The 17,081-nt window shown below is 57.6% G+C and carries 16 protein-coding genes; 11 read left to right on the plus strand and 5 right to left on the minus strand.

Features of this window, described 5'->3' with window-relative positions:
- The first annotated feature begins 103 nt into the window (after positions 1-103).
- The 6 genes from AC0TOF_RS06805 (at position 104) to AC0TOF_RS06830 (ending at position 5,674) form a co-directional block, all read left to right on the plus strand.
- On the plus strand, positions 104-889 hold the full coding sequence (locus AC0TOF_RS06805; RefSeq protein WP_473767634.1) for an SDR family oxidoreductase: 786 nt from the start codon (positions 104-106) through the stop codon (positions 887-889).
- Positions 886-2,961, plus strand: coding sequence for an excinuclease ABC subunit UvrC (gene uvrC, locus AC0TOF_RS06810; protein WP_122000054.1), 2,076 nt, complete (start codon positions 886-888; stop codon positions 2,959-2,961). Before AC0TOF_RS06805 ends, uvrC begins: the two co-directional genes overlap by 4 nt.
- A gap of 221 nt (positions 2,962-3,182) precedes the next feature.
- Positions 3,183-3,767: a CDP-diacylglycerol--glycerol-3-phosphate 3-phosphatidyltransferase gene (pgsA, locus tag AC0TOF_RS06815; RefSeq protein WP_122000053.1), complete on the plus strand. Its 585-nt coding sequence runs from the start codon at positions 3,183-3,185 to the stop codon at positions 3,765-3,767.
- A 4-nt stretch (positions 3,768-3,771) separates the two neighbouring features.
- A complete protein-coding gene (moaD, locus tag AC0TOF_RS06820) occupies positions 3,772-4,029 on the plus strand; it encodes a molybdopterin converting factor subunit 1 (RefSeq protein WP_473767635.1) in 258 nt (85 codons plus the stop codon).
- Position 4,030: 1 nt separating this feature from the next.
- A complete protein-coding gene (locus AC0TOF_RS06825) occupies positions 4,031-4,510 on the plus strand; it encodes a molybdenum cofactor biosynthesis protein MoaE (RefSeq protein WP_122000051.1) in 480 nt (159 codons plus the stop codon).
- A gap of 360 nt (positions 4,511-4,870) precedes the next feature.
- The gene (locus AC0TOF_RS06830) at positions 4,871-5,674 is read left to right on the plus strand and encodes a YbaY family lipoprotein (RefSeq protein WP_122000050.1); all 804 of its coding nucleotides are present in this window, start codon (positions 4,871-4,873) and stop codon (positions 5,672-5,674) included.
- Positions 5,675-5,750: 76 nt separating this feature from the next.
- On the opposite strand, the gene ndk is transcribed toward AC0TOF_RS06830, so the two are convergent.
- Positions 5,751-6,173 (minus strand): nucleoside-diphosphate kinase, encoded by a 423-nt coding sequence (ndk, locus tag AC0TOF_RS06835; RefSeq protein ID WP_006466421.1) that lies wholly within the window; start codon positions 6,171-6,173, stop codon positions 5,751-5,753.
- Positions 6,174-6,338: 165 nt separating this feature from the next.
- On the opposite strand from ndk, the gene AC0TOF_RS06840 reads away from it, so the two are divergent.
- Both AC0TOF_RS06840 and AC0TOF_RS06845 read left to right on the plus strand, forming a co-directional pair.
- Positions 6,339-6,851: a DinB family protein gene (locus AC0TOF_RS06840; RefSeq protein ID WP_473767636.1), complete on the plus strand. Its 513-nt coding sequence runs from the start codon at positions 6,339-6,341 to the stop codon at positions 6,849-6,851.
- A 52-nt stretch (positions 6,852-6,903) separates the two neighbouring features.
- Positions 6,904-8,787, plus strand: a complete 1,884-nt coding sequence (locus AC0TOF_RS06845) for an ABC-F family ATP-binding cassette domain-containing protein (protein ID WP_473767637.1) — start codon at positions 6,904-6,906, stop codon at positions 8,785-8,787.
- Between the two features lie 129 nt (positions 8,788-8,916).
- Here AC0TOF_RS06845 and AC0TOF_RS06850 read toward each other — a convergent pair whose 3' ends face one another.
- From AC0TOF_RS06850 to AC0TOF_RS06865, 4 genes are all read right to left on the minus strand, one after another.
- The gene (locus tag AC0TOF_RS06850; RefSeq protein ID WP_473767638.1) at positions 8,917-9,162 is read right to left on the minus strand and encodes a hypothetical protein; all 246 of its coding nucleotides are present in this window, start codon (positions 9,160-9,162) and stop codon (positions 8,917-8,919) included.
- Between the two features lie 33 nt (positions 9,163-9,195).
- Positions 9,196-9,756: a type IV secretion system effector BspB gene (gene bspB, locus AC0TOF_RS06855; RefSeq protein WP_473767639.1), complete on the minus strand. Its 561-nt coding sequence runs from the start codon at positions 9,754-9,756 to the stop codon at positions 9,196-9,198.
- A complete protein-coding gene (locus AC0TOF_RS06860) occupies positions 9,756-10,205 on the minus strand; it encodes a DNA polymerase III subunit chi (RefSeq protein WP_122000047.1) in 450 nt (149 codons plus the stop codon). The genes bspB and AC0TOF_RS06860 overlap by 1 nt, the downstream gene beginning before the upstream one ends.
- 62 nt (positions 10,206-10,267) lie before the next feature.
- Entirely contained in the window at positions 10,268-11,764 is a 1,497-nt protein-coding gene (locus AC0TOF_RS06865; RefSeq protein ID WP_473767640.1) for a leucyl aminopeptidase, read from the minus strand.
- A 388-nt stretch (positions 11,765-12,152) separates the two neighbouring features.
- Between AC0TOF_RS06865 and lptF the strand changes: the two genes are divergently transcribed.
- Genes lptF through AC0TOF_RS06880 form a run of 3 tightly spaced genes read left to right on the plus strand, consistent with a single transcriptional unit; the run spans position 12,153 to position 16,833 of the window.
- Positions 12,153-13,361: an LPS export ABC transporter permease LptF gene (gene lptF, locus AC0TOF_RS06870; protein WP_473767641.1), complete on the plus strand. Its 1,209-nt coding sequence runs from the start codon at positions 12,153-12,155 to the stop codon at positions 13,359-13,361.
- A complete protein-coding gene (gene lptG, locus AC0TOF_RS06875; RefSeq protein ID WP_122000044.1) occupies positions 13,358-14,446 on the plus strand; it encodes an LPS export ABC transporter permease LptG in 1,089 nt (362 codons plus the stop codon). The genes lptF and lptG overlap by 4 nt, the downstream gene beginning before the upstream one ends.
- A gap of 20 nt (positions 14,447-14,466) precedes the next feature.
- Positions 14,467-16,833, plus strand: a complete 2,367-nt coding sequence (locus AC0TOF_RS06880; protein WP_473767673.1) for an LPS-assembly protein LptD — start codon at positions 14,467-14,469, stop codon at positions 16,831-16,833.
- Positions 16,834-17,081 lie beyond the last annotated feature (248 nt).

Here is a 17,081-nt window from a genome sequence, read left to right on the forward strand (position 1 = left end):
AAATTTGTCAGCTATGAATATTGGGCGCGCTGTTTTTAGCTGCATTTTTCCGATCGAAGTGGCATGAAATCGACTGAAGAATCTCGATAAGAAAGTGTTTACCGTGTTGAATGATCACGAGCCTCGCCTGCTTGCCAAATGTCCGGTTCTGGTAACCGGCGGCGCGCGGCGCATTGGAAAGGCAATCGTCGAAGACCTTGCCGCTCATGGCTTCCCGGTCGCCATACACTATAATCACTCCATCAATGAAGGCGCGGCCCTTGCGAGCGCCATAAACGAGCGAGGCGGCACCGCCTGCGTGGTACGCGCAGACCTTTCGTCCGAAGCCGATGTGCGCAATCTGGTAAAAGATGCGTCGAACCAGATCGGGCCGATCCGGCTTCTGGTCAATAATGCCTCACTTTTTGAAGATGACCGCATCGGGCAACTGGACATGGCGCTGTGGGACAAGCATTTTGCCATTCACCTGAAAGCCCCAGTCCTGCTGGCCGAAGAAATGGCGAATGCCTTGCCCGATGGCGAGGATGGGCTTGTGGTCAACGTGATCGACCAGCGCGTGTGGAAGCTCAATCCGAACTTCTTTTCCTATACGCTCTCGAAAACGGCGCTGTGGAATGCCACCCGCACCATGACGCAGGCGCTTGCGCCGCGAATCCGAGTCAATGCAATCGCCCCCGGCCCCACATTGCCGAGCGAAAGGCAGAAGCCGGGTGATTTCGAACAGCAGGTCGAGAAACTTCTTTTGCAGCGTGCACCGGAATTGTCGGAATTTGGGCGTACTGTTCGTTATTTCTGGGAAAGCCGCTCCGTCACCGGCCAGATGATCGCGCTTGATGGCGGCCAGCATCTGGCATGGGAAACCCCGGATATCGCAGGAATCACCGAATGACTGGAAACCGCAAAAACAATGATGATGCTGCCGCGAACCTGCCGTCGGATGACGAGCAGGACGTGGCCGGTATCATCATTGGCGACGCGGAAACCGAAGAGGACGATGAGGGCGACGACATAATCGACGTTCCGGCAGCGCCGTCTGCCGCCGATTCCATTCAATGGGATTCCTCCGATGGCCTGCCGGATATCGAGGGCCTGAGCGGGCAGGACATCATCAACGCCTTCGTCAAGCGCTTGCCCAACAATCCGGGCGTCTATCGCATGTTCAACAGCGATGGTGACGTGCTTTATGTCGGCAAGGCGCGCAATCTCAAAAAGCGCGTCTCCAACTATGCGCGCGGCATAGCCCATTCGAATCGCATCGTGCGGATGATCCGTGAGACGGCGATGATGGAATTTGTCGTTACCCGCACGGAAACCGAAGCATTGCTGCTGGAAGCCAATCTCATCAAGAGATTGCGCCCGCGCTTCAATGTGCTGATGCGCGACGACAAGTCGTTTCCTTATATTCTGCTGACCGGCGACCATCGGGCGCCCGGCATCTTCAAGCATCGCGGCGCGCGGTCCCGCAAGGGCGACTATTTCGGCCCCTTCGCCTCGGCTGGCGCCGTGGGCCGTACGATCAACGCGCTTCAGCGCGCATTCCTGCTGCGAACCTGCACGGATTCGGTTTTTGAAACCCGAACCCGTCCCTGTCTTCTCTATCAGATCAAGCGATGTTCCGGTCCCTGCACGCATGAAATCAGCGACGCGGACTATGCCGAGCTGGTGAGCGAAGCCAAGGCGTTCCTGTCCGGCAAAAGCCAGTCGGTCAAGGACCATCTGGCAGCCGCGATGCAGGCCGCATCCGCTGATCTCGATTTTGAACATGCGGCGGTCTACCGCGACCGTCTGGCCGCACTTTCCCATGTTCAGTCGCATCAGGGCATCAATCCGCAGACGGTGGAAGAGGCAGACGTTTTCGCCATTCATCAGGAAGGCGGCATGACCTGCATCCAGGTCTTCTTCTTCCGCACCGGCCAGAACTGGGGCAACCGTGCCTATTTCCCGAAAGCCGACAGTTCGCTCGGGCCGGCAGAGGTTCTCGGGGCCTTCCTGTCCCAGTTCTACGACGACAAGCCGTGCCCGCGTCTTGTTCTCTTGTCCGAGACTGTGGAGGAACAATCGCTGATCGCCGAAGCGCTGTCGACGCGCGCGGGACACAAGGTGCAGGTCAACGTGCCGCAACGCGGCGAGAAGAAGGATCTTGTCGATCACGCACTCACCAATGCGCGCGAAGCGCTTGGGCGGCGGCTCGCCGAAACCTCGTCGCAGGCGCGCCTCTTGCAAGGCATGGCCGAAACCTTCGGTCTGTCGCAGCCGCCGCGCCGGATCGAGGTCTATGACAACTCGCATATCATGGGCACAAACGCTGTCGGCGGCATGATCGTCGCCGGGCCGGAAGGTTTTGTCAAAAACCAGTACCGCAAGTTCAACATCCGCTCGACGGACATTACGCCGGGCGACGATTTCGGCATGATGCGCGAGGTGATCGAGCGGCGCTTCTCGCGGCTGGTGAAGGAACACGGCGCGCCGGAAGAACAGACCAATGCTGAGGCGACCGATGCGTTTCCCGCCTGGCCCGATGTCATCCTGATCGACGGCGGGCAAGGTCAGGTGGGTGCCGTGCGGCAAATTCTTGGCGAGCTTGGCATCAGCCATCTCGTCAATGCAATCGGCATCGCGAAGGGCGTCGACCGCGAGGCGGGACGCGAGCGTTTCTTCGTGGAAGGCAAGCAGCCCTTCACGCTGCCGCCGCGCGATCCCGTGCTTTATTTCATCCAGCGCCTGCGCGACGAAGCCCACCGGTTCGCCATCGGCACGCACCGCGCCCGGCGCAAGAAGGAAATGGTCAAGAACCCGCTTGATGAAATCGCGGGAATCGGCCCGTCGCGCAAGCGTGCGCTTCTGCACCATTTCGGAACCGCGAAGGCCGTTTCACGCGCCGCCGTCGAGGACCTCATGCAGATTGACGGCATTTCCGAAGCGATGGCAAAGACAATTCACGACCATTTTCGCGACAAATGATCTGGAGCGCGTTTCGATCTGATTGAATCAGATCGGCGCTCCAAGCTTTTCTATTTCAAGCATAATCTTGTCGATCGTCGTTTCACTCCGGTCGGATTATGCGCTAATTTTGTCCGGGATCGGGGCGCGAGCGTCATTACGTCCCGGCAGAACACGTCCGCAGGTGTTGATTTTATGTGTCATCCCTGATGATGTGCCCAAACGAACGATGCGGCGGAACAATGCAGAAGAATCATACCCTCTCCCTACCCAATATCCTCACTTACGGCCGGATCATCGCCGTTCCCCTTGTGGTATTGTGTTTCTTTATTGAGGGACGGCTGGAGTCGAGCGATTTTGCCCGCTGGACAGCCCTTGGATTGTTTGCAGTCGCCAGCATCACCGACTTTTTTGACGGCTATCTCGCCCGCATCTGGAAGCAGACCTCGACCATCGGCCGCATGCTGGACCCGATTGCCGACAAGCTTCTTGTCTCCGCCTGTCTCCTGCTGCTTGCTGCCGACGGCACCATTGCCGGCTGGACGCTTTGGGCCGCCATCATCATCCTGTGCCGCGAAATCCTGGTTTCGGGCCTGCGCGAATATCTTGCCGAGCTGAAAGTCAGCGTTCCCGTTTCGCGTCTCGCCAAATGGAAGACGACCGCGCAGATGATCGCGCTTGCTTTCCTGCTGGCAGGCCCTGCCGGTGACAAAATCATGCCCTATGTAACGGAAACAGGCATTGTCCTGCTTTGGGTATCGGCCCTTCTGACGCTTTACACGGGCTGGGATTACTTCAAGGCGGGCCTCAAACACGTGATGGATTGATCCAGTGGCGGTAAAACTCGTCTATTTCGCATGGGTGCGCGAGAAAATCGGCAAGGGCGAGGAGACTATTGAACTCCCCTCACCCACAACGACCGTCGGCGGTCTGATCGGCCATCTGAAATCGCGTGGCGACGAATATGAAGCCGCCTTCGAGCATGAGCATGTCATTCGGGCGGCGATCAATCAGGAACATGCCGAACACACTGAACTGGTGAATGACGGCGACGAGGTTGCGCTCTTTCCGCCCATGACGGGAGGATGAAATGAGCGGGCAAACTTCGTGCCCACTTTTCGTCGGCATAAGAAGCGAAGATTTCGACACGGCGGCGGAACTGCGCAAGCTTCAACAGGGGCGCACGGATATCGGCGCCATCGTCACTTTCACCGGGCTTTGCCGTGATGAAAGCGGCACGCTTTGCGCACTGGAACTGGAGCATTATCCGGGCATGGCGGAGGCGGAAATCACCCGCATCGCCCAACAAGCCATCGCGCGCTGGCCGATAACAGCGCTGACGATCATTCACCGTTACGGACTTATAAAACCAGGCGAAAACATCGTTCTGGTGGCCGCGGCGTCATCGCATCGCCATGCGGCTTTCGAGGCCGCCTCATTCCTGATGGATTACATGAAAACCAACGCGCCGTTCTGGAAGCGGGAGCATCTCGCGGACGGTTCGGTCGGCGGGTGGGTGTCATCCAAGGAGGAAGACGAGAAGATACGCGAACGCTGGAAACTGGACTGATCTTCCGATTAGAGCGCCGTGCGTCCTTACGGACGCACGAAGGTCGCTCCAACCTATTGAATCTACGCATCGTGCTTTCCGAAAATCGATTCCGATGTTCGGGCCGATGCTTTGAGGTTTCACAATTGATCTCGATTTTTTATTTTAATCGCGAATTAACTATTTAACCCCCTAGAATATTGGGTAATTCAGGTGACGTGTTCTTGCGCCGCCATAATTTTCACATGAAGATTTCGCTAATGTCGGCGGTATGAATCAGACACCGACAGGCGATGATGACAGACAGGTTGGAATCCGCATCAGCGCCATCTGTCTTGTAACAAACAACGCATGCGGGAACGGAAGTTTCGGGCTTTGACGATGCGAAATGGACTGGCGAAAACCCTTTCAATTGCTGCGGCACTCGTGGTCGGCATTGGCGCGCTTGGCGGCGCTGCCTTGTTCCTGACCACCTCGATGCCGACAAGCAGCCTGGCGGCGGAAAAAACCATCAGCGGCAAGGTCATGTATCGCGAGCGCATCGCGCTGCCGCCGGAAGCAAGCCTGACGGTTCAGCTTTCCGACGTCTCGCTGGCCGATGCGCCCTCCAAGGTCATTGGTGAAACGCGGATCGAATCCGTTCAGGGTTCGCCGATCCCGTTCGCCATCAATTTCGATACGGACCAGATCCAGTCCGGCCATTCCTACGCCTTGCAGGCGCGGATTTCCGCTGGCGACACGCTCTGGTTCGTCAATGACGAGCGCTACGCCATTGATCCCGAGAACCCCGGCGAACCGGCGGAAATCAGGGTGGTCATGGTGCGCAAGAGCGGCGATGAAGGTGCAGCCATCGGCATCGAGGGCAAGGACTGGCTCGCGGAAGACATTCAGGGCGGCGGCGTGATCGACAATGCCCAGACGACCCTGACGGTTTCGACCGATGGCGCCGTCAGCGGCTCCGGCGGCTGCAACCGCTATTTCAGCAAGGCAACTGTCACCGGGGAAAATATTTCCTTCGCCGAGATCGGATCGACCTATGTCCAGTGCCCGCCTGCCCTCATGAATCAGGAGCGCAAGTTCCTCGACGTGCTCGGCAAGACCAGATCCTACAAGATCGACATGGGCAAGCTCGTTCTCTTCGACGACGACGGGAAGGAAGTGGCAAGGCTCGCGCAGAGCCTTTGAAACGTGTTTCCACACATCGCCCAAGCAACAAAAAAGCCCGGTCGAACCGGGCTTTTTCTTTATATTCTCGTTAGGATCAGCCGACGATTTCGGTGCCCGAGAACCAGTATGCGATTTCTTCCGCGGCGGTTTCCGGAGCGTCCGAACCGTGTACGGAATTTTCGCCGATCGACAGGGCGAATTCCTTGCGGATGGTGCCTTCGTCAGCGTTTGCCGGGTTGGTTGCGCCCATGACTTCGCGGTTCTTGGCGATGGCGTTTTCGCCTTCCAGAACCTGAACGACCGTCGGGCCAGAGGACATGAATTCGGTCAGTTCGCCGAAGAAAGGGCGATCCTTGTGAACAGCATAGAAGCCTTCAGCTTCACGCAGGCTCATCCAGACGCGCTTCGAAGCGACGACGCGCAGGCCAGCTGCTTCGAGCTTGGCGGTGATGGCGCCGGTCAGGTTGCGGCGGGTCGCATCGGGCTTGATCATGGAGAAGGTACGTTCGATTGCCATTATGACACCTTGTGCTGGGATTTTCAGAAAAGTGAGGCTCTATACCGTCGATAGGCCCGATTGCCAAGAGGCGAACCGATTAGCACCTTGAGACGACAGAAAATTGATTGCATAGATGGTGCCGCGTCGATTCAACCGCGCAGGGAGCGACAGCTAGGGGCTTTCATGGAACAGCACTTTCAAATGTTCGCCTATTACAACCGATGGGCAAATGAACTGGTCTATGCCGCCGCCGCCGAGTTGAGCGACGAGGAATACAGGCTTGATCTCGGCCTGTTCTTCGGCTCCATCCATCGCACGCTCAATCACATACTGGTTGCAGACCGCATCTGGATGAAACGGTTCACCACCGAAGGCGACCATCCGAAGACGCTCGATGCAATCATTTCCGACAATTTCATCATGCTGCGCGATCTGCGGCAGGCGGAAGACGCGCGCATATGCCGCTATGCGGACGAGCTCGACACCCAGAAGCTTAGCGGTCGCTACAGCTACACGGCGCTCAATGAAATGCGCACGATAAGCCAGCGGCTGGCTCCGTCGCTTGCCCATATGTTCAATCATCAGACGCATCATCGCGGACAGATCCATACCGCGTTCACAAGACTGGGGACGGAAGCGCCGTCACTCGATCTCATGCATTTCCTGCGAACGGAAGGCGGGCGGCGTTTCGCCTGACTGATGTTGATACTTGCGGAAACGCTTCAAGCCGTGCAAAAGCGCTTTCATCATGCTTATCCTTGACGACATTTCCGTACGCATCGCCGGACGCCTCCTGATCGACCACGCCAGCGTGACGCTGCCAGCGGGATCGAAGACGGGTTTCGTGGGACGCAACGGCACCGGCAAATCCACGCTGTTTCGCGTGATTACGGGCGATCTCGCGCCAGAAACCGGCAACATCTCATTGCCGAAAAACACCCGTATCGGTCAGGTCGCGCAGGAAGCGCCCGGCACCGACGAAGCGCTGATCGAAATCGTCATGAAAGCGGACAAGGAGCGCGCGGCACTTCTTGAAGAAGCGGCCACCGCCACCGATCCGCATCGCATCGCCGAAATTCATACGCGCCTTGCCGATATCGACGCCCATTCAGCGGAAGCGCGCGCTGGCGCCATCCTCTCCGGCCTCGGTTTCAGCGCGGAAGCGCAACGCCAGCCAGCGTCAGCTTTCTCTGGCGGCTGGCGCATGCGCGTGGCACTGGCTGCCGTTCTCTTCGCCGAGCCGGACCTGCTGCTGCTCGACGAGCCGACCAACTATCTCGACCTTGAAGGCGTGCTGTGGCTGGTCGACTATGTGAAGCGTTATCCGCACACAGTCATCATCATCAGCCACGACCGCGATCTCCTGAACTCGGCCACCAGCTCGATCATGCATCTCGACCAGAAGAAGATCAGCTTCTGGCGCGGCAATTACGACCAGTTCGAGCGCCAGCGGCACGAGATGCTGGAATTGCAGCAAAAGGCCCATGCCAAGCAGGAAGCCCACCGCAAGCATATGGAAAGCTTCGTGGAGCGGTTCCGCGCCAAGGCCACCAAGGCCCGGCAGGCCCAGTCGCGCTTGAAGGCGCTGCAAAAGCTCAAACCCATTGAGCTTTATGTCGAAAGCCATGTGCAGCCCTTCCGCTTTCCGGATGCGGAAAAGAAGGCCGCCTCCCCCATCATCGCGCTGGACAACGCCGATGTCGGCTACGTGCCGGGCAAGCCGGTGCTGCGCAATGTGACGCTGCGCATCGACAATGACGACCGCATCGCCCTCCTCGGCTCGAACGGCAACGGCAAATCCACGCTGGCCAAGCTGATTGCCGGTCGCCTGACGCCCGAAAAAGGCACGCTCACGGTTTCGCCCAATCTGAAAGTTGCCTTCTTCGCGCAGCATCAGCTGGATGACCTCATACCGGAAGACAATGCCATCGAGCATGTGCGCAAGCTGATGCCGACAGAGCCTGAAGCAAAAGTCCGCGCTCGTGTCGCACAGATGGGCCTTTCGACGGAAAAGATGCTGACACCGGCGAAAGACCTTTCCGGCGGCGAAAAAGCGCGCCTCCTGATGGGCCTTGCGACCTTCCACGGTCCGAACCTGCTGATCCTCGACGAACCGACCAACCATCTCGATATCGACAGCCGCGAAGAGCTTGTGCATGCGCTCAACGCGTTCAACGGCGCGGTGATCCTGATCGCCCACGACCGCCATCTGATCGAAGCCACGATGGAACGCCTCTGGCTGGTGCGCGAAGGCGGCGTGAAGGCCTTTGAAGGCGATCTCGATGAATACCGTCAGATCGTTCTGGCCGACGCCAAGGGGGAACCGGCTTCCGACCGTGACGACAGTGCCAAGGTCAACAAGGCCGAACAGCGAAAACTCGCTGCCCAGAAGCGCGAGGCCATGGCGCCACTGCAAAAAAAGATCAAGGAAACCGAGGCCTTGATTCAAAAGCTGCAGAAACAGATTCAAGTCTTCTCGTCACAACTCGAAGACCCGGCCCTTTACGAGAAGGAGCCGCAAAAGGCGATCCGCATCAACAAGGACATGAGCGATGCACGCTCTGCCCTTGCGGATGCTGAGGACAAATGGCTGGAAATGTCGGCCGAATATGAAGAAGCAATGGCCGATTAAAAGCGGCCATTTCTTAGAGTGATTCCGGTTAAAACGGAGTCATTGGGACCGCTCTATCTATTTGTTTTTACGCATGTCTTTATCCCGAAACCGGCTCCACTTTCGGGAGACATGCTCTAGATCCGTAGTCTATGCGGCCATCAAGAAAAGCGCGATTGCAAGCACAACCCAGCCGATAACGCGCATGGCGACCGGCAAGGGACGAGGCATCAACCGCACCGCCAGAATCGCGAAAACGACGGTCAGAACCGGAAATCCAAAATAAAGAGCGGCATAACCGCTTTGCCCCTCGAAAGAGGAACCGAAGAGCCCCAGCCTTTCGAGCGGTATCAGCGCGAGAAGCGCCACCAGAGCCGAAAGCAGCAACAGCAGCAATCTATCGGAAATCCGGCCAAGCATCGTTATCAATCAGCTCTGGGGACGCAGTCGTGTGCGCATCAAGGCATAAAGACCGAATGCACCGAGGATCAAGCCGATGGTCGTATAAACCTCATCGGGCGTTTCCGCCCCGCGCCGCAACACGAGATCGGCTTTTGAAAGCTGAAGCCCGTCCGTATTTCCCTGTACCAGACGAAATGCATAAAGCCCCGGAATAACGGGATCGATATCGCCTGCGCTCTGGCGCAGAACGCTGCCGTCCTGCGGGCGGTCCGTATTGATGGAGCCGCTGGTCGAGGCAAAATCAAGCCCCTGCGAAAGAACAGGCATCCCGTCGCGGCTGACAGCAAGCGTCACCGCCGAACGCCGTTCGGCTGGGACATAGCCCGGCAAGGGCGTCGCATCGATGAACACGCGCACCGGACCATCAGCCGCCGACAGCCTGACTTCCTGTATCTTGAAGTCACTCTGCCGGTTTTCCAGCATGGTCCAGCGGCCAATCTCGCTGCCCGTGAAATGGCGCATATACCAGGGATAGCCGATAGCAAGACCAAAACCGGCGATGATCATCAAAATGAAAAATGCCCGCATCACGCCTTGCGCTCCCAGCGGCGATCCGGCGTTTGCTGCCAATAGGTCAAATCGTGGTTCTCCGCCTTGAAGCTCTTCCATTGCGCCCGGGCAATATCGAGCTGCTCCTGATCGTGCCCGTCGAACATGACGACAAGCCGCTCATAGGCATCCGCCTGTTCCAGCCCCGCACCTTCTACGAGAAAGCGCACCGTCGCGCCATTCGGGTTGGCTTCACTCGTGGTCAGCAGGACCGGCTGGTGTTCGGGGTGAGGCTCCTTGTCGGTGCCATGCGCCACGAAAGAGGTGTCGGAGAAGGTCCAGAGCAAGCCGTCGAGCGCATCGCGTCTTTCTTCACTGACGGTCTGGATCGCGACGCGCCAGCCGCGCCCGAGTGAGCGCTCGACCAGACCCGGCAAGGCCTCATCGAGTGTGGATTCCGTCAGATGGTAGAAGAGAATTTCCGCCATGCACTATCCGTTTCGCGAAAGGGTGGAGAAACTGATTCCGCTTCTCCACCCATCTTATTGTTTTAACTTTCGAAATGATCCCGGACAAGGCGGTCCAGCAGACGGACGCCATAGCCGGAAGACCAGGTCTGGCTATATTCGTTGGCAGGCGAACCCATGGCGGTTCCGGCAATGTCGAGATGCGCCCAAGGGGTCTCGCCAACAAAGCGCTTGAGGAACTGCGCCGCCGTGATGGAACCGCCATAACGGCCAGCGCTGTTCTTCATATCGGCGAACTTCGAATCGATCATCTTGTCGTATTCAGTGCCAAGCGGCAGGCGCCACAGCTTTTCGCCGGTCGACTGGCCCGCATCGTAGAGCTGGTCCGCAAGTTCGTCGTCATTGGAGAAGAGACCGGCATGATACTGGCCGAGCGCGACCATGACAGCGCCCGTAAGCGTGGCCAGATTGATGATGAAGCGCGGCTTGAAACGGTCGTTCGTATAGTGCAGCGCATCGGCCAGAACGAGGCGGCCTTCAGCATCGGTATTGATGACTTCAATCGTCTGCCCGGACATGGAGGTAACGATATCGCCCGGACGCTGGGCGTTGCCGTCGGGCATGTTTTCCACGAGGCCGATAACGCCGATGGCATTGACCTTTGCCTTGCGCCCGGCCAGCGCGCGCATCAACCCGGTGACGGCTGCCGCGCCGCCCATGTCGCCCTTCATATCTTCCATACCGGCAGCAGGCTTGATGGAGATGCCGCCCGTATCGAACACCACGCCCTTGCCGACGAAGGCAATCGGCTTTTCCTTGCTCTTCGCGCCCTGCCATTCCGTGACGACCAGCCGCGGCGGACGAACGGAACCCTGCGCCACGCCCAGAAGCGCGCCCATGCCGAGTTTCTTCATTTCCTTTTCGCCAAGAATCTCGACCTTCACACCAAGCTTTTCGAGCTTTTCGGCTTCCTGCGCAAACTCGACGGGTCCCAGAATATTCGCAGGCTCGTTGACGAGATTGCGCGCCTGGATAACGCCGTCCGCCACTGCTTCGGCAACTTCGAAGGCACGCTTTGCCGTATGCGGATCGGCAACGCAGATGCTGACCTTGGCCGCGTGTTTCGGATCGCCATTGTCCTCATTGTTCTTGCGCGTCTTGTAGCGTTCAAACTTGTAGGAGCGCAGAATCATGCCCAAGGCGAGATCGGCTGCTTCATCTCCGGCAATGGTGGTCTCGGGCAAGGCGAGCGTAACGGTTGCGCGTTCCGCCTTGCCGATTCGGGCAAATGCAGCGCCGCCAATCTTCAACCAGTCATCATTGCCAAGCTTGCCCGGTTCTCCGACGCCGACCAGAACGATCTTGTCGACACCGCTGGAAGTCGTCTCGATCGCTTCCGCCGTCTTGCCCAAAGCACCGGTGAACCCGGAAATTTCAGCAATACGCTTGATCTTTTCCGCACCGCCAGCAGCCGCGGCCGCCTCGTCCGCAAAGCCGCCGCCCTTGGCGACGAGCACGATGGACACGCCTCTTTCCGGTACTGCAAAATCGCTGAAAGAGATCGAAGGACGTTTAGACATGACAACTCCAAACCTGATGTCGATTTAAGAATGACACGATTGTGTCGCGACTTTTCCCCACTCATGTGAGACGAATATGGCGAAACAGCAAGAGTGGAACCAAGATTGTTCCAGTTTTAGGCCGAGGAAAACCGTGCAAGACACAATTGCGAGCCTGTCTTACCCGCTCCATGCAAAAACTGGTTGCCTTGAGCCGACTCATCGCTCATTAACGGGACCCGTTAACAGGAACACGAGAGCTGGCATCTTCGTGATGGTTTTAGTAATCTGTTAACCGCGTTTATTGGGTCAATCTTAGCCAAGCGTCATTAGTTTAGTGATTATCACGAGTGCCGCCGCCTTTTCCGGGTGCGCGCTCATCAACGGAACCGGGATGTAGACTCCACCTATGCGATTGATCGAGTTGTACATCCTGCGCCGGGTGGCGATCATGTTCCTCGCAGTGCTTGGCGCTGCGGTCGGAATCACCTGGACCGTGCAGGTGCTCCAGCGCATCGACTTTCTGACCACAAGCGGCCAGACATTCCAGACCATCGTTCAGTTCAGTTCGCTTTTGATACCCTCGGCCATCCCGCTTGTGATGCCGTTTGCGCTGATTATTGCGATCACGCAGACGCTTTCCACCATGAACCAGGATTCCGAGCTTGTCGTCATCAATGCGTCCGGCGCACCGCGCAGCGCGGTCATGCGCCCGATCCTGATTCTCGCTGCGGCCATTTCCATCGTTTCGTTTCTGGTGGCCAATTATGTCGATCCCTATGCGCGCATGAACATGCGCGCGATGATCGCCAATGCCAGCGCCGACCTCATGAATGTCATCGTTCAGGAAGGCAATTTCCGCAAACTTGCGGACAATCTCTATATCCAGGTCGCGGAACGGCGCGCCGATGGCAGCATCGGCGGGCTTTTCATTGCCGATTCCCGCGATCCGGCGCTCGACCTCATCTATTATGCGGCCGATGGCGCGATCGCTTCGACGCCGAGCGGCGACATGCTTTTGATGCAGAACGGCGAAGTGCAGCGCCGTGATGTATCGGATGGCACGGTTTCGATCATCAAGTTCAATTCCTATGCGTTCGATCTCAGCCAGTTTGCCTCGGCAGGCGATGATTTCGTTATCTATGCGAAGGACCGGCCGCTTTCCTATCTGCTGAACCCGGACCCGAACGATCCCATCCTCCAGACGCGTCCGCTGCGCTACAAGGCCGAATTGCACCGGCGCCTGACGCAATGGCTCTATCCGGTTGTGTTTGCGATGATTGCGCTGGCCTTCGCAGGCGATTCCCGTTCGCATCGCGAGGCGCGTGTGTCCGCGTCCTTCTCGGCGATCAGCACCGCCCTTCTCGTCTATTGGGCAGGCTATTTCGCCTCTGACCGCGCCGACAAGGATGCCGGCTATATCGTCGTGATGTACCTCGTCCCGCTTGCCGTCATCCTCGTGACGGGCTTTGCGCTCGCCACCGGGCGACGCATCGGCCTGCCCGACAAATGGAACGACCGCATTCTTGACGGTTTCGACAGTTTGAGACGCCAGGGCTCGGCACTCTATGCCCGCCTCACCGGACGTTCGCGCAATAATGCCGGAGGAAAGGCATGATCGGCTGGACGCTTGGGCGCTATTTCTTCATCCGCTACGTGCAGATCACGCTCTATTTTCTGCTCGGCATTTTTGCTTTGTCGCTGCTTCTCGATTTCACCGAGAATGCGAGCAAGCTTTCAAACCTGCCGGATTATTCCGTGTGGGCAGCGCTTGGGCTTTCCGCCATGCGCGTGCCCTTCATCATGCAGCAGATGATCCCCTTCGTCGCCCTGTTCTCGGCAATGGCGACACTGATTTCGCTCAACAGAAAATACGAGCTGGTCGTCGCCCGCTCGGTCGGCGTGTCGGCCTGGCAGTTTCTTCTGCCCGCCTGCTTTGGCGCCTTCCTGTTCGGGCTGGCCACGATCTTCGTCCTCAATCCGTTCGCCGCTTACGGCTTTGCAAAAGCCGATGAAATCGCTTCCACCTGGAAGACCGGCAAGATTACCGATGTTTCCGCCCTGCGCGATCCGTGGCTGCGCCAGAAGACCGACGAAGGCGAAACCATCATCGGCGCAAAAAGCATTCTCGATCAGGGCGCGACGCTTGCCGACGCGACTTTCATTCAGTTCGATGAAAAGAAGAATATCAAGGAACGCTACGACGCACGCACGGCGCAGCTAAAGGACGGACATTGGCAGTTGACCGACGTGACGCGATTCGCGCGCGGCCAAGAACCCCAGAAAATGGCGAGTTTCCAGATCGAGACGCAGCTGCGCCCGGAATATGTGGAAGAAAAGCTCGCGACGCCGGACACAATCCCCTTCACGCAGTTGCGCCGCAAGATCGAGGTCGCACGTTCCTTCGGCTACTCCGCAAACGCATTTGACATGCAATACCAGTCACTTCTGGCTTTGCCGGCATTGCTGATGGCGATGACTCTCATTGCTGCAACAGTGTCGCTGAAATTTGTGCGATTTGGCCAGTCGGGAGCGATGATTCTGGGTGGCGTTATTGCAGGCTTCATGCTTTATGTCGTTTCGGTGCTGGTGAAGGCATTCGGGAATGCGGGATTCGTTCCGCCGTTCGTGGCTGCCTGGGTTCCGGTTATTATCGCGACATTCTTTGGTGTCTCCTTTCTGTTGCATAAGGAGGATGGTTAGTGGGTTCGAGTAACGCCCGCATGGTATTGCCCCATTCACTCTCGCGCCTTGCGCGCGGGACGGCCTTGGCGTGCGTCCTTGCTTTGCCTTTCATTTCTGTCGCGGCCCTGCCCTCACCCGCATCGGCTCAGGACGCTCTCGGCGCCAATTACCAGAGCGATCCGAATGCCCGCATGCTTCTGCAAGCTGACGAGCTCGTCTATGACCGCGATGTGAACACCGTCACGGCACAGGGCAAGGTGCGCATCGAATATGACGGCAATCATCTGGTTGCCGACAAGGTGACCTATAACCAGCAGACGCGGCGCATGACCGCAACGGGGAATGTTGAGATCGTCGAGCGCGACGGTAACAAGATCTACTCCGACCATATGGATATTACCGACAGTTTCCGCGACGGCTTCGTAAACGGCCTGCGCGTCGAGACGACGGACAATACCCGTTTTGCCGCCGAAAGCGCCGAGCGCAGCAATGGCGAAATCACAACGTTCAACAATGGCGTCTATACGGCCTGCGAACCTTGCGCCAAGAACCCCGACAAGCCCGTTCTCTGGCAGATCAAGGCCCGCAAGATCATCTGGAATAGCGCGACCAAGACCGTTCGTTTCGAGCGTGGCCGCTTCGAGTTCCTCGGCATGCCGCTTGCTTGGTTCCCGGCGTTCGAAATGGCCGACCCGACGGTGAAGCGCAAGAGCGGCTTCCTGTTTCCGGGCTTTTCCTACAAGGATGAACTGGGTGTCGGCATCAAGAATTCGTATTTCTGGGCGCTCGCCCCGAACTACGACCTGACGCTTTCCACGACCGGCTATACCAAGCAGGGCTTCCTCACCGAAGCGGAATGGCGCCATCGTCTTGAAAACGGCACCTACAATCTTCGCATTGCCGGCATTCACCAGATGAAGCCGGAAAAATTCGATGCGGCTTCTGTAGACCGCTACGAAGACAATCGCGGCATGGTCGCCTCGAAGGGCGATTTCGAGCTCAATTCGCGCTGGCGCTTCGGTTGGGATGTGATGGCACAGACCGACCGGAATTTCAGCCGCACCTACAGCATTGACGGCTATAATGCCGGAACGCAGGTTTCGAAGATCTACCTCACGGGTATCAATAACCGTAACTATTTCGACCTGAATTTCTATCGCTTCAACGTGCAGGAATCCCTTCTCGCGGACAGCCCGTACGAGATGCACTCGAAGCAGCCTTGGGTCCTCCCGAGCCTGGATTATTCGTACACGGTGCCTGATCCGGTCTATGGCGGCGAGCTGAACTTCAATACCAATCTGCAGGTTCTTTATCGCCAGAATGCGAATTATACGCCTGCGGTCAGGGATGTTAACGGCAACCTTATCGGCCCTCGTTATCCCCGTGTTCCGGGCTTCGATGGAACCAATGCGCGCCTGACCACAGAAGCGGAATGGAAGCGTACATTCATCACGCCTGCCGGTCTGGTCATCACGCCGTTGCTGGCGTTGCGCGGCGACGCGATTGGCGCCAATACGAACTTCAATCTGGCAGATGCCGGTTATACGGATGCGCTCGTGCGTTCGGAGGCGTTTCGCGCCATGGCGACCGCCGGGCTTGAACTGCGCTGGCCGATCCTGTTCTCGAGCACCAGCTCGACCCATATTATCGAGCCGATTGCGCAGCTTTATATTCGCAATAACGAACGCTATGCAGGCGAATTGCCGAATGAGGACGCACAGAGCTTCGTCTTCGACGCAACCAACCTGTTCTCGCGTGACAAGTTCTCCGGTTATGACCGTGTTGAAGGTGGCACACGCGCCAATCTCGGCCTGCGCTATTCGGGCAACTTCGACAATAGCGACTGGGCTCTTTACGCCCTTGGCGGCCAGTCCTTCCAACTGGGCGGCGTGAACTCGTACGGCACGAGCGATTTCCTGAATGTCGGCGCAGATTCCGGCCTGCAGGATGCACGCTCCGACTATGTGGCCATGATCGGCACATCCAACTCGAGGGGTCTTGCCCTCGCTGCTCGCGGACGCTTCGACAAGGATAGCTTCTCGGTTCGTCGCGGCGAACTTGAAGCCCAGCAGAGCTGGCAGAAGCTGACGGTTTCGGCGCAATATGCCTATATCGCGCCTCAGCCAGCTTACGGATATAACGACCTTCGTCAGGAAATCACCGGTTCGGCCACAGCGCGTATCAACACGAACTGGCGCGTTTTCGGTTCAGGCACCTATGATCTGGTTTCCGAAACACTGGTCCGCGCATCGTCAGGCCTCGCCTATGATGACGAGTGCTTCACCTACTCTATGAATTATATCCAGACCCGTAACCCGGGCGATGATAAAGCATCCCATGGCGTCGGCTTCAACATTTCGCTGCGCACACTGGGTGATATAGGCAGCGGCAGCCAGACCTTCTAAACTTAAGAGACCGGAAGCGTTGGAAATGCTTCCGGTCTTTTCATTTCATTCGATACAGAAATTTACACTTCAGAGCTTAATCTGGCTTCCTTTTTGCAGTATTCAGACGATACAAGCTTCGTAAAATAGCTTTTGGGTCATTGTTTCGCCGCACTGGCTCATTTATACAGGCAGCTTATGATGAGCCGCTGATATGATTATTGCTCGGCTGAATGGCGGCAATGACCATGCCGGGGATATGTCCGGTG

The sequence above is a fragment of the Ochrobactrum sp. PL_is501 genome (genome assembly GCF_055816895.1).